The sequence below is a fragment of the Pseudogemmobacter bohemicus genome (genome assembly GCF_003290025.1).
Classification (GTDB): Bacteria; Pseudomonadota; Alphaproteobacteria; order Rhodobacterales; family Rhodobacteraceae; genus Pseudogemmobacter; species Pseudogemmobacter bohemicus.
On sequence record NZ_QNHG01000002.1, the window covers coordinates 432,829 to 445,554 of the forward strand.

The window sequence follows — 12,726 nt, forward strand, 5'->3', positions numbered from 1 at the left end:
CTGGTTTCAGAACGCTGATGGGGGCCCCGTAGCTGGCGGCAGCCCGGTTTCAGCTGCCACCAGCAGGATGGTTGGCGGCAGCCCGGGCGCAATGCTCCCGGCAGTTGCAATCGCTGGCAGGATCGGGGTGTCAATCGGCAGGTCGAGGCCTGGATGGGCCATCGCCCAGGTGCATTGATCCGGGCTGGCAGCAGGTGTGCGGCTTCCCCCGTCCGCTGTGGCAACTGGTTCCATCGTGACCGCATCGACGGGCATTTCAATCATGCCCTGGCCGGTACAGATCACCAGCATGATGATGCCGTTTGAGCCTATGACCGGCATGACGCCCTTGCCGATCAGCGCCGTCGCCGAGAAGGGCAACAACATTGCCCAAAATGCGATCACACGCAGATATGAAAGCGGCGTCGGGCCCATTGCTGCACTCTAGCCGTAGGGAGGAATTCGGACAATGCGTCAGGATGACAAAGTTGCCACACCCTGATCCGGCGAATGTTGCCAACAGATTCCGCAGCCTAGCGGAAATGTGATCGGGTGTCGCCGCAAAATACGAAAACAGGCCTTGAGTCTATAGTTACTACAGGACCCAGCTTTCCTGTGAGCCTGGTCTTCGCTGCCAACGTCAACGTGAATCGCGCTCAATCAGAACGGAGCGTCGCGATGGAACTTGTCCTGTCTGCAGCAATCGGAGTGCTCAGTGGCTCCGGGATCTGGCTGCTCCTGCGGCCTCGGACCTTTCAGGTGATCTGCGGCCTGATCCTTCTGTCATATGCCGTCAATCTGTTCATCTTCTCGATGGGCAGACTGACGGTCGGGCGCGCTCCAATCATGCCGGAAGGCGGGTATGTCGACGCTGCCGCCTATGCCGATCCACTCCCACAAGCCCTGGTTCTGACAGCGATTGTGATCAGCTTCGCGGCGACTGCTTTGTTCCTGGTGGTGATCATCGTCGCACGCGGGATGACCGGCACAGACCATGTTGATGGCAAGGAGAGCAAATGAAATCCGTGGAAAGAGACCGGGCAGGGAAACCGGTGAAGCATCCGGTGGCTGCTGGCCTGCCACAGTCAGGTGAGGGAACGCGATGCTGACAATTGGCAAGCTCTCGGAAGCCACCGGGGTCAAGGTCCCGACCATCCGCTATTATGAGCAAATCGCCCTGATGCCAAAGCCCGGGCGCACGGGTGGCAATCAAAGGCTCTATGGGCGCGAGGCGCTGGAGAGGTTGAGCTTTGTCCGTCATGCGCGCGATCTTGGATTTCCTCTTGAGGCGATACGCGAACTGCTCAGCCTCTCGGACCAGCCTGACCAAACCTGCGATGCTGCGGATGCGATTGCGCGCAGGCAATTGGGCGCCGTAAAGGCCAGGATCGTGCGGCTCCTTGCGCTGCAACAAGAGCTGGAGCGCATGCTCGATCACAGCAGAGGTGGTCTGATTTCAGATTGCCGGGTGATCGAAGTGCTTGGAAATCACACGCTTTGCCGGGAAGAGTGCCGCGCAGGGACTGTCGTGAGTGAACATTAGCCCGGTCGGCCTCGCTGCCTCCCGGGGGCATTCGGATTTCAGTTGGGGCCAGCGTTCCGGACCGGAGAAAGCGCGTCAATGATGCGGCAATCTGCAACTGTGCCACAGCTGCATTGGGTGAGCATCCGGCTCAGCTCTGCTTGCAACGCTTTGAGATCAGAAAGCTTTTGCTCTACCTCAATGAGATGCTCACGGGTGATCGCATCCACAGAATCGCAGGAGCGGAACCGGTCGTCCGACAGGCGCAACAATTCGCGGATCTGATCGAGCGAAAAGCCTAGCGCGCGGGCGCGGCGAATGAAGCTGAGCCGGTTGAGATGCTCGACCTCATAGGCGCGGTAATTGCCTTCCGTGCGCCCGGGCTCGGGCAAGAGCCCCGATTTTTCATAGAAGCGGATCGTCTCCACCTTGGTTTCAGTAAGTCGCGACAGGGTGCCAATGGTCAGGCTTTGCGCTTTCACAACAGAATCTCCCGGATGCGGCCTGCAGGGCATTTGCCGCGATCTCGCAGTGTATTTTCAGACTTGACCCTATAGTAACTACAGAGATTAGTTTCGATTCGTCAATTCGACTCCAAGGAGAAAATCATGTCGGAAACCATCCAGTTCAAGATCGAGGGCATGGATTGCGGCTCTTGCGTCAAGCAGATCGAAGCCGCCGTCGGTGCGGTCGCGGGCGTCGAGACCGTGAAGGTTTCTCTCGCAGAGAATAATGCAACCGTGTCCTTCGACCCCACCAAAACCAGCAAGGCGGCTGTCATTGAGGTTGTCGAAGACGAAGGGTTTGATGTGCCGGCATGACGACACTTGAGCTTCCCATCGGGGGAATGGACTGCTCGGCCTGTGCCAAGAAGGTGCAGCGGGCGGTCAGCAAAATGCCGGGCGTGTCGAAGATCGAAGTCCTGCTGAACGCCGAAAAGGCGGTCATCGAGATCGATCCGAAACAGGTCACGCGTGAGGCCTTGCAGGCCATGATCGAGCGGGTCGGTTTCACCGTCCCGCAGGTCGAAGAGCCTGATTATGTAAAGCAGGGCAATGACTTCCAGCGCCAGATGTTCATGGTGCTGGGGCTGGTCTTTGGCGTGATCCTGCTTTTGGTCGTGGCGGGCGAGGGGCTTGGCCTCTTTGACGCCGTGACCGACCGGGTGCCCATGTGGGCCGGCACATTGGTGGTGGTGGCCTTTGGCGCCTCGATCTTCTGGGGCGTCATCAAATCGGCGATGCGCCTTGAAGTCACCAGCCACACGCTGATGAGCATCGGCGCTGTGGCCGCACTGGTTACCGGGCAATGGGCCACAGGCGCGATTGTCATTTTCTTCATGCGCATCGGGGTCTTTGTCGAGCGTTTCACCAGCGAGAAAGCCCGCAAGCTTCTGAAGGAGCTGAACGCTCTGGCGCCCACGATGGCGCGGGTGGAGAGGGATGGCGAAGAGGTTGAGATCCCGGTCGAGCAGGTTGTGGTCGGTGACACCATCATCGTCCGCCCGGGCGAGCGGGTGCCGGTCGATGGCACCGTGATCGACGGGCAGGCGACTTTCGATCAGGCGGCGATCACCGGCGAAAGCATGCCGGTCGAGGCCGAAGCCGGAGACCGCGTCTTTGCCGCGACCCTGGCCAAGCTTGGCCATGTGCGGCTGCGGGCCGAACGCATCGGGCGCGACACGACCTTTGGCCGCACGGTCAAGCTGGTCGAAGAGGCCGAGGCCAATCGCGGCGAGATGCAGCTCCTGGCCGACAAGTTCAGCGCCTGGTATCTGCCGGTCGTGATCGTGATTGCGCTCCTGACCTACTATCTCAGCGGCAATGTGATGGCGGTGGTCGCGGTTCTGGTGGTGGCGTGTTCGTGCTCGTTCGCTCTGGCCACACCGATTGCCATGATGGCCTCGATCGGGGCGGCGGCGAAACGCGGCCTTCTCATCAAGGGCGGGAAATATGTCGAAGCGATCCGGGCCGCAGATGTGGTTCTGGTCGACAAGACCGGCACCCTGACCACGGGCAAGCCGCAGATCACCGATATCGTCTCGTTCGATGGTCGCAGCCAGGAGGAACTCTTGCAACTCGCCGCCACGGCCGAGCGGCATTCAGAGCACCCTCTGGCCGAGGCTGTGCGCCTTCATGCCCGCGAACAAGGCGTGCGTGCAGGTGAGCCCGAGCGGTTCGAGGCGGTTCCCGGCAAGGGGATCAAGGCCGTGATCGGTGGCCAGGCGGTGGATATCGGCAACCGGCGCCTTGTGGCGGTGGATGAAAACCAGCCCGATATCGCGCGGCTTGAATCCGAGGGCAAGACGCTGTTGATCCTTGCGGTCGATGGCAAACCCGCAGGGATCATTGCGGCGATGGATACGGTCCGGCCCGAAGTGGGAACCGCGATCGAGGAAATCCGCAAGCTGGGCATCACCCGGATCGAGCTGTTGACGGGTGACAACGCGCGCACGGCCACAGCCATCGCAGGCCCGCTGGGGATCGGTTTTCAGGCCAATCTTCTGCCTGAAGACAAGATCCGTGTGGTGCGCGAATATCAGGCCAAAGGTCACCGCGTTGTCATGGTGGGCGATGGCGTGAACGATGCGCCGGCGCTGGCGCAGGCCGAGGTGGGCATCGCCATGGGCGGTGGTACCGATGTGGCCATGGAAGCGGCGCATATCGTGCTGATGCGTGAAGATTGGGGGCTGGTCGCCGACTGCTTCCGTATCGCGCGGCGCACGATGGGTGTGGTGCGGATGAACATCGCCTTCACCGCGCTTTACAACATGGTTGGCCTTACCCTCGCTGCAACTGGGGTCATCCCGCCGGTTGTCGCCGCTGCAGCGCAGTCGATCCCGGATATTGGCATTCTTGCCAATTCCTCGCGGCTGATCCGGCAGAAGTAACGCAAAAGGCCCGTGGGAAACCACGGGCCTTTTTCACATCGCTTGTGCCGTTATCAGGCGAGGATACGCTTGATTTTCGGGACCGCGAATTGCGGGTCTTCGTGGAAGTCGATGATGCTGGCAAAGCGGCCATCCGGGTAGAACAGGAAGACACCGGCCGTATGGTTCATGGTGTAATCCCCATCATCGCGCGGAACCTTTTCATAGCGAATACGGAACTCGGCTGCGGTCAGGGCAATTTCCTCGGGCGAGCCGGTCAGGCCCAGGATCCGCGGATCGAACATGGCGACATACTCGCTCATCACCTCGGGCGTATCGCGCTCGGAATCGACACTGATCAGCGCAATGGTCAGCTTATCCGCCTCACTTCCCAGCTCCTCAAGCCAGCCCGCGATATTCATCAGCGTGGTGGGGCAGACATCCGGGCACCAGGTGAAGCCAAAGAACACCAGGGCCGGCCTGCCGACCCAGTCACCCGGACCCACCCTGGCCGAGAGGTGACTGGTCAGCTGCCAGCTCATCGCCGTCAGGGGAAGGGGCAGATCGGCAGAGGGGGGGGCAGGTGCGACACCAGACCGGCTGCGCCAGGCACCAAGCGCCAGGGTGCCCGCCGCCAGGGCCAGAATGCCCCCCGTGCCGAGGATCAGCTGGCGTCTTGTCGGCATGTGGGCTCCCTCGCGGTAAGCGCCTCAACGGCAACCTCGATTTCAACGGTTCCGGCACGCTCGAAGGTCAGCGTGGCGGGGAAAGTATCGCCTTTCGCAAGCGCAGCGGTCAGCCCCATCAGCATTCCGTGATACCCGCCGGGGGCAAGCGACACGCTGCCATTCGCGGGCACAGGGATGGCCGGCGCATGCGGCATGCTGGCGATACCGTCGGTAACGACGGTTTCATGCAGCATCGGCATTTCGGCCGCAGGGGTCGCGATACCCGTCAGATTGTCGGCCTCGGCGCCGGTATTGGTAACCGTGAAGTAGATGATGCCGGGGCGGGCGTCGCCAATGGTGGCCTTCGACCAGGCCGCGTCGATCACCAGATCTCCAACGGTCCATTGAGGACAGGATCCGGCGATCGCGGAAGAGGCGATCAGCAAAAATGGCACCGAATACAGAAGGGTCTTCATCGTCACAGCCTTTCCTGGAGGTCCTGGGTTATTTCTGCCGCCGGAGTTCCATAACCATACTGGCGCAGCCATTCTCCGTCCGGCCCGACCAGATAAAGGGCGGGGCTGTGCGACATCGTATAGCCGTCAGGCGCGTTGGGGTCGGCTTCGCGGCTGAAGTGAATGCGAAAGCTCTCGGCGGCGGCTTTGGTTTGCGCCTCGCTGCCTGCAAGTCCTAGGATCGAGGGATGGAACATCCCGACATATTCCCCAAGCCCCAGTTCAGTATCGCGCACAGGGTCAATGGAAATGAAAATGGGCTGCACCCTGGCGGCATCGGCACCAAGAGCATCCATCACATCGGCCACTTCGGTCATGGTGGTCGGGCAGACATCCGGACAATTGGTGAACCCAAAGAACACCAGGAGATACTTCCCGCGGAATTCAGCGCTGGTGCGCTGCTTTCCGTTGGTGTCGGGCAGGTCGAATTCGGGCTGTAACGAGCCGATAACGGCCGGAGCAGAGCTTTGCTGCCGGCTTTGGAGGTAGAGCGCCCCGGAGGCAATGGCGGCGAGGCCAACAGCGCCCCAAAGGGCGAGGCGGATTTTGCGAAGGTTCATGCTCAGTCTCGGGCGTAGTGGCGCGTGATATGTTACTTGCTGCGCGCAACCGCGTCGCGGACAGTTGCCTGGAGGCTCTCGAAACTGACTTGTTGCAGTTGCTTGCCTTCGAAGAAGAAGGTTGGGGTCGCGCGCACTCCCAGGGCTTCGATATCCTCAAGATCCTGGCGCAAAATGGCGACGGTGCCCGGGTTTTGCGGCTCAGACGCGCGGGTTGAAATATCCATCCCAACGGAACCAGCGATCTGCCAGGCGAAATCAATGTTCGGCGCACTGTCGCTGCCCCATTCGGGCTGGCGCTCGAACAGGGCGTTCAGGACCTGCTCGAACTTGCCCTGGCGCCGGGCGGATTCAAGGATGGCCACAGCCTCGGCAGAGCCCTGATGGAACGGCGTATAGCGCAAGACGATGCGCAGCTCGGTCGGGAATTCCTTGCGCAGCGCTTCAAGCACCGGGTGGAAGGCCCGGCAGGCCTCACAGGACGGGTCAAAGAACTCAACCAGAGTTACAGCTGCATCTTTCGGTCCAAGGAAGGGGGCACCGGGGCGCAGCAGGATCTCGTTCAGATCGGGGACGGCTGCAAGGCGGGCTTCAGCCTCATCTGCCTGACGTTTTTTATTATACCATGTTCCACCGGCAAATACAGCCGCACCCAGGGTGATGGCACCAATGACAAAGCCGCGACGGTTCATGTTGTTTCCTGTGACAAGTGCGAAGACGCAGTTCTAGTGGTTTTGGCTCGCGTAACCCCTGTAGCCGCTTCAGAGTCAAGAAATGAGTTTTCGACACACGGAACTGTGACCTGGGGCGGCGGCAGCGATCTGCGGCGGGATTGGCCTCAGACCATGGATGTGACCGAAAGGTCCCCTGCATAAGACCCCCCGGTCTGGGCAGCGCCTTGCCCGATCGGACCTTCCGGCGTCTCGTTAAGTTTGCTTATCACCAGAGCGAGCAAAACGAAGAATATCACAATCCAGATGCAGGCGTTGGGCATTCATCGGGGGCGGGGCCCCCGAAGGCGTGCAGGCACGATGCCGGCTGTGATGGCAGTTGCCCGCTTTCCAAGGCTCATACAGAACGTGCCTTCGGGAGCAGCAGCAGTGAAATGGCGGCAAAGGCTGCGAGCGAAAGGAACGGAATTGGCAGGCCCAGAATGCTCTGTGCAGCGCGGTCTGTGCAGGACGGGCCGTTCGCGGTACAGGGCGCCAGTGGTTCGGGGATCAGGCCGGTATAGAGACCACTGTGCCACACGGCGATGCCAAACCCGACAAGTGCCAGGGGCAAGGCGTATAGCCGACCGCGCGGGTCGTTTGACCAAAGCGCCACCCCCAAAACCACGACAAGCGGGAACATCGCAATGCGCTGATACCAGCAAAGTGTGCAGGGCATCTGGCCCAGAATCTCTCCGATGAACAGGGCGGAGAGCGTTGCGGTAAGGGCGATCAGAAAGGCCATCATCTGGCGTGTGGCAATTTCAGGCATGCCCGGTCTCCTTTTTGTGGGAAAGGCCTGCGAGCAAAATCGCTGCAACGCCCAGGAAAATTGCAATATCGGCGCCGTTGAACGTTGGCCAGTGCCAGTCGCGCCAGTAGAAGTCAAGAAAGTCGGTCACGGCCCCCTGACGCAACCGGTCGAAGATATTGCCGCTTGAGCCGCCGACGATCAGCGCAAAGCCTGCGGTCTCCCAGGCCCGACCGGCGCGCAGGCCCAGCCAGGCCAGGCCAAGTGTGATGAGCCCGGTCAGAGCCGCCATGATCAGAGGCGTATCGGCCATCAGATCCGACAGCATGCCAAAACTCGCACCGGTGTTGAACCCCAGTGTCAGGTTGAAGCCGGGAAAGATCGGAACCGGCTGGTGAAGATCCAGCGCGTAAAGCGCCGCTGCCTTCGTCGCCTGATCAAGGGCAAACGCGACGAGGGCAAGCAAAAGGAAAAGTGTGATTCGAGTCATCAATCTGGCCTCCGAAGCCCAATCCACCGCGGTACGGATTGCAGGTAAGCGGCATAGTGTGGTCCATGGCGGCGCATCAGGGCACGCTCTTCACTGCGGATTTGCAGATTGGCCGCGATGAGAAACAGGAAAAATCCAAACCATCCGGGCAGGGAAGGGATAGCCAGCGCCACGCCCAGAAGCAGCAGGCTCTGCCCAAGAAAGGTCGGGTTGCGCGACAGGCGGAAAAGCCCGGTCGTCACCAGATCCCCCGTTGCCGAATTGTCTCCGGCCTGGGGAACCCCCACACGCCAGGATGCGCCCATCCGCGATTGCGCGATCAGCGCCAGTGCGGTGCCAAGCGCCGCCAGTGCAAAGCCCGGAATATCAAGGTCCGGATAGACGGTTTCGCGCCAGAGAGGATCAGCCTTGTGCAGACCAGGAACGGCCAGCCACAGGAGCGGCCCCAGCAGCGCGAGAGCAAAGCCAAGCCGGAACGCCATGGCTGCCACGCGATCCCAGCCGCGCGCGCGCCTGAACAGCCACACCTGCTGACCCATTGTCATAAGCCGCCATGACCCGACCGCGAAGGCCAGAAGATAGAAACAAAGAGCTGCGATTGCGGCCCAGCCGAAGAATGTTGGCATCGCGATCAAGCCTCTCTTGAGGGATCAAAGCGCAAAAGCCGCAGCGCGTTCAGCGTCACAAACACGGTGGCCCCGGTGTCTGCCAGAATTGCAACCCAGAGCCCGGTCAGTCCCAGAACCGAGGTCACAAGAAACACTGCCTTCAACCCCAGAGCCAGTATGACATTCTGCCGGATATTGCCCATTGTCCCACGGGCAAGCCGGATCAGTGCGGGCACGTCGACCACGCGGTCGCGCAAGATGGCGGCATCAGCGGTTTCAAGCGCCACATCCGTGCCGGAACCCATGGCGACCCCCACACTGGCCTGTTTCAGTGCAGGCGCATCATTGATGCCGTCCCCTATCATCATCACGCCGCCACCGCCGCTCATGTCGCGGATCACCAATAGCTTGGCCTCGGGCATCATTTCGGCCCGGTAGTCCATCCCCAGCTGCTCTGCGATGGCCTCGGCGGTGCGGGGATTGTCACCGGTGAGGATGACAGGCGCGATTCCCATAGCCTTGAGCTGGCGCATCGCATCGACCGCATCCGCGCGCGGCTCGTCGCGCAGGGCGATCAACCCCAGGGGCTGCGCCCGGCGGAAGACAGCAACCACGGTTTTCCCTTCGGATTCCAGCTGGGTTGCACGGTGGATATGACCCCCGGCAATGCCGCGCAGCTCGGAGGCATGGCGCGGTGACGAGACCCACGCCCTGTCACCACCGACAAGCGCCTCGACCCCTTTCCCGACGATGGCGCGGGCCTCAGATGCTGGCAGCGCTTCCACTCCGGCTTCTTCGGCGCGCCGCAGGATCGCCAAAGCAAGCGGGTGCGACGAACCGGTTTCCACCCCGGCGGCAATGGCCAGAAGATCATTTTCGGTCACATGCGGAGCCGTGACAATGTCGGTGACTTTGGGCTTGCCATGCGTAAGGGTGCCGGTTTTGTCAAAGGCAATCCGGCTGACATGGGCGGCAGCCTCGATCACCGCGCCTCCTTTCATCAACAACCCTTTCCGGGCACCGGAGGACAATGCCGAGGCAATTGAGGCCGGAACCGAGATGACCAGCGCGCAGGGGCAACCGATCAGCAAAAGTGCAAGACCGCGATAGATCCAGGTGTCCCAGTCCCCACCAAAGGCCAGCGTCGGAACAAAGATCACCAGAAGCGCCACAATAACAATCGCGGGCATATACCAGCGCGAGAAACGGTCGATGAAGCGTTCTGTCGGTGCGCGCGCCTCCTCGGCCTCTTCGACCAGCTGGATGATGCGGCTGATCGTATTGTCAGCGGCGGTCCTGGTCACGTTGATACGCAAGACCGCTTCGGTGTTGATCGAGCCGGCAAAGACATTTTCGCCCGGCCCCCGCGTCACCGGAATGCTTTCGCCGGTGACCGGGCTTTCATCGATGCCACTGGTGCCCTCGAAGATTTCACCATCGGCGGGGATGCGATCACCGGGGCGTACAAAGACGCGCTGCCCGATCTCCAGGCTCGCAGCCGGCACTTCGCGGGTTTTGCCCCCCTCCTCCAGCAGGGCTGTTTTCGGCACCAGATTGGCCAGCGCCCGGATGCTGTCGCGTGCCTTGCCGGCGGCCACGCCCTCCAGAACCTCGCCCACCGCAAAGAGGAAGACGACAAGTGCCGCCTCTTCGGCCGCGCCGATGAACAGGGCACCAATGGCCGCGATGGTCATAAGGCTTTCGATGGTAAAGGGCTGGCCAAGCCGTAAGGCTTCGAAAGCGCGCTTTGCCACCGGGGCGACCCCGATGACACAGGCAACGGCGAAGGCCCAATAGCCCCATTCGGTCGATGTCAGCAGCTCGAAAATCCAGGCCAGACCAAGAAGCAGGCCGGTAAAGATCACCAACTGCCCCTTCCTGGTCTGATACCACGCCTTGCCCCGAGCGGCCGGAGTGCCATGCACATGGCCGGGGCTGCCGTGACCGATATCTGCGGCAGAATGCGACGGTGTTGCGCCGGCACGATCAGACCCTTCATGGGCGCCAGTGTCCGACTTTGCGGCAGGTGGTTCACCAGGCATTACAAAGGCTTTCTTGCCCTCTGCCTTTGCGCCCCGCGCCGCAATGCCGAAGCCAAGCCGTTTCACGATGCTTTCGATCTCGGAGGTTTTGGTCGTGCCGGGCACCAGGCTGAGCGTCAGCTTTTCGGCCATCAAAGCGACCTTCACATCGCTGACACCAGGCAGGTTCTCAACAGCCTTGGTCACCTTCACTGTGCATGAGGCGCAATCCATACCGCTGACAGTCCACTCCTGCCGTCTCGCTTCGCTCATCACTGTCTCCGAGCCAGGCAACGCCCGGGTAATCATGTATATGATTCGGACCCTTACAGCCTGTAGCAGCTATAGGATCAAGAGGTTTTCGCACGCAGAACAGATGCCAATCACCTCTCCGTGCGCGTGGCATGGCCTGGCTTCATCCCAACCAGTGGTATGTCGCGTTCCACTCCTCTCTCTGCATCTTCATACAGCGTCAGGTACCGAGGGCCGCAACTACCGCCGATGTGGTCACACGGTCAGGCGCAAGCCTGCTTGTTCCGAAACATCGCAGTGGGTCTGGCACTTCTCACCATTCATTCGCGATGCGAGATCAATATATGGGGTCCTTATCAGCGCCCCAGCCCCGGAAAGTCGTCGAAAAAGTTAAACACCAACCGAACAGCCGTTGCCACCAAGCTTCCGGGCGTCGTCTCCAAGAGTTGTGCCTGCAAAGTCTTGAAGTTTATCACTTCAATTTTTAGCTTTGGAATAAATATAAATGGCGCAACTGCACACAAAATCAACCCCGCGCACCAAGGTATTTAACATTTATGAACAGATGCTAATTAATGGAACCAGGGTATCCATTGCGCTGAAAAAGAATGCCAATCCCGGACTGGTAAAGGACAGCATACTCCGGATCAACGACACAAGATTACAAAAGAGCTCTGAGAGATCACATTGTTTGGGGCAAAGCGCATTTCCCATCGGATATATTTTCGCTGAAGATACCTCGCTTGATGAGCTGCCCGACCTTTTGTCTATGGATGATGCGGAGAAGATCGCGCAAGCTATCGACAGGGAAGAAGCCAATAGGCGGGCGCTCGCTGTGCAGCAGCTGGCCAGGCCATCAAAAGAGAAGAAACCTTCTGGAAAGGCGACTAGATGGTTACCGACAGATTTTCCGGTTGTTGAAGCAGATTCTCCTGTCAGGGCACCCGAGCGCTGTGACTGCGGCAGAAAGATGACTGCGAAGGAAACCCGGACGAAAACCATTCCAACAGTAGTTCCAACTCAACTTGCAATACAGAAGCCAAATTACCACCATATGCGATGTAACGGTTGCGGGCACCAAAAATGGGAAAAGTCACTCATGTTATTATGGGAAGATCCAACCATTCTCTGGATTACGCCGTCGAGACCGCCACTCTCAAATACGCATATAGCTTACCATTGCACGGGGTAGCGTGTACATGGTCCATGTCGGGATATTCAGTTTACGAAAGAACCCTTCGCGGCCTTACATCAAGACTTTAGTCATATGTCAGGCTTTTGGTATTTGCGATCAAAGATCGAATTAAGTCATCCTATTGCATACAGATGGATGAACCCCAAATTCTCACGATCGCGATGAAAAAGCGGCGTTATGATTGGGGCGCACTGTCAGATGAACGCAGGTGTAATCCGAGGGCGCATCCATGCGCGTCTTTCCGGTTCGAGGAAACCCGCAGGCGGCGCCCCGAAAGAGTTTTTAACTGGATCAGCTTGCAAGGTTCTGACTTATGATGGGTATTCTGGTTATAATATCATCCAGCCTCAAATTATCATGGATGAGCCGCGAATTATACAAAGATGCAATATCCATGCCCGTAGGTATTTTGCCGACATCATGAAGTCTAAGAAAGACTGCGGCCCTTCTCGACCAGATTCTTGTGCATGCCGCCGAGGCCTGTAACGTTGTCAAAGCGACGCAACAGAGCCTTGTTGCAACGCCATTCAGCTACCCGAGTGCAGACGATCAATCAGGGCGGCAAGTTCCGGGGTCGTTTCAGCCT

16 protein-coding genes are annotated in these 12,726 nt (G+C 59.7%); 6 read left to right on the forward strand and 10 right to left on the reverse strand.

The window, feature by feature from the left end:
* Nucleotides 1-6: 6 nt before the first annotated feature.
* Entirely contained in the window at nt 7-414 is a 408-nt protein-coding gene (locus DRF71_RS10135; RefSeq protein WP_112310443.1) for a hypothetical protein, read from the reverse strand.
* Nucleotides 415-657: 243 nt separating this feature from the next.
* Here DRF71_RS10135 and DRF71_RS10140 point away from each other — a divergent pair, with 243 nt between their 5' ends.
* Both DRF71_RS10140 and DRF71_RS10145 read left to right on the forward strand, forming a co-directional pair.
* Nucleotides 658-999 (forward strand): Na+/H+ antiporter subunit C, encoded by a 342-nt coding sequence (locus DRF71_RS10140; protein WP_112310444.1) that lies wholly within the window; start codon nt 658-660, stop codon nt 997-999.
* Nucleotides 1,000-1,081: 82 nt separating this feature from the next.
* Nucleotides 1,082-1,522 (forward strand): MerR family transcriptional regulator, encoded by a 441-nt coding sequence (locus DRF71_RS10145; RefSeq protein WP_112310445.1) that lies wholly within the window; start codon nt 1,082-1,084, stop codon nt 1,520-1,522.
* Nucleotides 1,523-1,560: 38 nt separating this feature from the next.
* Here DRF71_RS10145 and DRF71_RS10150 read toward each other — a convergent pair whose 3' ends face one another.
* Complete coding sequence (locus tag DRF71_RS10150; RefSeq protein ID WP_112310446.1) at nt 1,561-1,983, reverse strand: MerR family transcriptional regulator; 423 nt, start codon at nt 1,981-1,983, stop codon at nt 1,561-1,563.
* A gap of 126 nt (nt 1,984-2,109) precedes the next feature.
* On the opposite strand from DRF71_RS10150, the gene DRF71_RS10155 reads away from it, so the two are divergent.
* Complete coding sequence (locus DRF71_RS10155; protein ID WP_112310447.1) at nt 2,110-2,322, forward strand: heavy-metal-associated domain-containing protein; 213 nt, start codon at nt 2,110-2,112, stop codon at nt 2,320-2,322.
* Entirely contained in the window at nt 2,319-4,391 is a 2,073-nt protein-coding gene (locus DRF71_RS10160) for a heavy metal translocating P-type ATPase (RefSeq protein WP_112310448.1), read from the forward strand. Before DRF71_RS10155 ends, DRF71_RS10160 begins: the two co-directional genes overlap by 4 nt.
* 53 nt (nt 4,392-4,444) lie before the next feature.
* On the opposite strand, the gene DRF71_RS10165 is transcribed toward DRF71_RS10160, so the two are convergent.
* The 8 genes from DRF71_RS10165 to DRF71_RS10200 form a co-directional block, all read right to left on the reverse strand.
* The gene (locus DRF71_RS10165) at nt 4,445-5,056 is read right to left on the reverse strand and encodes an SCO family protein (RefSeq protein ID WP_112310449.1); all 612 of its coding nucleotides are present in this window, start codon (nt 5,054-5,056) and stop codon (nt 4,445-4,447) included.
* Nucleotides 5,035-5,514: a copper chaperone PCu(A)C gene (locus DRF71_RS10170; RefSeq protein ID WP_112310450.1), complete on the reverse strand. Its 480-nt coding sequence runs from the start codon at nt 5,512-5,514 to the stop codon at nt 5,035-5,037. Before DRF71_RS10170 ends, DRF71_RS10165 begins: the two co-directional genes overlap by 22 nt.
* 2 nt (nt 5,515-5,516) lie before the next feature.
* Nucleotides 5,517-6,113, reverse strand: coding sequence for an SCO family protein (locus DRF71_RS10175; RefSeq protein WP_112310451.1), 597 nt, complete (start codon nt 6,111-6,113; stop codon nt 5,517-5,519).
* Between the two features lie 32 nt (nt 6,114-6,145).
* Complete coding sequence (locus tag DRF71_RS10180) at nt 6,146-6,805, reverse strand: DsbA family protein (protein ID WP_112310452.1); 660 nt, start codon at nt 6,803-6,805, stop codon at nt 6,146-6,148.
* A gap of 376 nt (nt 6,806-7,181) precedes the next feature.
* Nucleotides 7,182-7,595 carry a disulfide bond formation protein B gene (locus DRF71_RS10185; protein ID WP_112310453.1) on the reverse strand — a complete coding sequence of 138 codons (414 nt, stop codon included), beginning with the start codon at nt 7,593-7,595 and terminating at the stop codon, nt 7,182-7,184.
* Nucleotides 7,588-8,064 carry a signal peptidase II gene (gene lspA / locus DRF71_RS10190; RefSeq protein WP_112310454.1) on the reverse strand — a complete coding sequence of 159 codons (477 nt, stop codon included), beginning with the start codon at nt 8,062-8,064 and terminating at the stop codon, nt 7,588-7,590. Before lspA ends, DRF71_RS10185 begins: the two co-directional genes overlap by 8 nt.
* Entirely contained in the window at nt 8,064-8,690 is a 627-nt protein-coding gene (locus DRF71_RS10195; protein ID WP_112311249.1) for a methyltransferase family protein, read from the reverse strand. The genes lspA and DRF71_RS10195 overlap by 1 nt, the downstream gene beginning before the upstream one ends.
* Nucleotides 8,691-8,695: 5 nt before the next feature.
* Nucleotides 8,696-10,966, reverse strand: coding sequence for a heavy metal translocating P-type ATPase (locus tag DRF71_RS10200; RefSeq protein ID WP_112310455.1), 2,271 nt, complete (start codon nt 10,964-10,966; stop codon nt 8,696-8,698).
* A 484-nt stretch (nt 10,967-11,450) separates the two neighbouring features.
* On the opposite strand from DRF71_RS10200, the gene DRF71_RS27385 reads away from it, so the two are divergent.
* Together DRF71_RS27385 and DRF71_RS29415 are read left to right on the forward strand one after the other, a co-directional pair.
* Entirely contained in the window at nt 11,451-12,137 is a 687-nt protein-coding gene (locus DRF71_RS27385; protein WP_157971028.1) for a hypothetical protein, read from the forward strand.
* Nucleotides 12,138-12,338: 201 nt separating this feature from the next.
* Nucleotides 12,339-12,626 carry an IS66 family transposase gene (locus DRF71_RS29415; protein WP_157971029.1) on the forward strand — a complete coding sequence of 96 codons (288 nt, stop codon included), beginning with the start codon at nt 12,339-12,341 and terminating at the stop codon, nt 12,624-12,626.
* Nucleotides 12,627-12,726: the final 100 nt, after the last annotated feature.

Bases quoted from the DNA above. Each gene is read 5' to 3' on its own strand.
- DRF71_RS10170 (WP_112310450.1), bottom strand. From the start codon at position 5,514: ATGAAGACCCTTCTGTATTCGGTGCCATTTTTGCTGATCGCCTCTTCC.
- DRF71_RS29415 (WP_157971029.1), top strand. From the start codon at position 12,339: ATGAACGCAGGTGTAATCCGAGGGCGCATCCATGCGCGTCTTTCCGGT.
- DRF71_RS10185 (WP_112310453.1), bottom strand. From the start codon at position 7,595: ATGCCTGAAATTGCCACACGCCAGATGATGGCCTTTCTGATCGCCCTT.
- DRF71_RS10195 (WP_112311249.1), bottom strand. From the start codon at position 8,690: ATGCCAACATTCTTCGGCTGGGCCGCAATCGCAGCTCTTTGTTTCTAT.
- DRF71_RS10165 (WP_112310449.1), bottom strand. From the start codon at position 5,056: ATGCCGACAAGACGCCAGCTGATCCTCGGCACGGGGGGCATTCTGGCC.
- DRF71_RS10180 (WP_112310452.1), bottom strand. From the start codon at position 6,805: ATGAACCGTCGCGGCTTTGTCATTGGTGCCATCACCCTGGGTGCGGCT.
- DRF71_RS10135 (WP_112310443.1), bottom strand. From the start codon at position 414: ATGGGCCCGACGCCGCTTTCATATCTGCGTGTGATCGCATTTTGGGCA.
- DRF71_RS10155 (WP_112310447.1), top strand. From the start codon at position 2,110: ATGTCGGAAACCATCCAGTTCAAGATCGAGGGCATGGATTGCGGCTCT.
- DRF71_RS10160 (WP_112310448.1), top strand. From the start codon at position 2,319: ATGACGACACTTGAGCTTCCCATCGGGGGAATGGACTGCTCGGCCTGT.
- DRF71_RS10175 (WP_112310451.1), bottom strand. From the start codon at position 6,113: ATGAACCTTCGCAAAATCCGCCTCGCCCTTTGGGGCGCTGTTGGCCTC.
- DRF71_RS10140 (WP_112310444.1), top strand. From the start codon at position 658: ATGGAACTTGTCCTGTCTGCAGCAATCGGAGTGCTCAGTGGCTCCGGG.
- DRF71_RS27385 (WP_157971028.1), top strand. From the start codon at position 11,451: ATGGCGCAACTGCACACAAAATCAACCCCGCGCACCAAGGTATTTAAC.
- DRF71_RS10145 (WP_112310445.1), top strand. From the start codon at position 1,082: ATGCTGACAATTGGCAAGCTCTCGGAAGCCACCGGGGTCAAGGTCCCG.
- lspA (WP_112310454.1), bottom strand. From the start codon at position 8,064: ATGACTCGAATCACACTTTTCCTTTTGCTTGCCCTCGTCGCGTTTGCC.
- DRF71_RS10200 (WP_112310455.1), bottom strand. From the start codon at position 10,966: ATGAGCGAAGCGAGACGGCAGGAGTGGACTGTCAGCGGTATGGATTGC.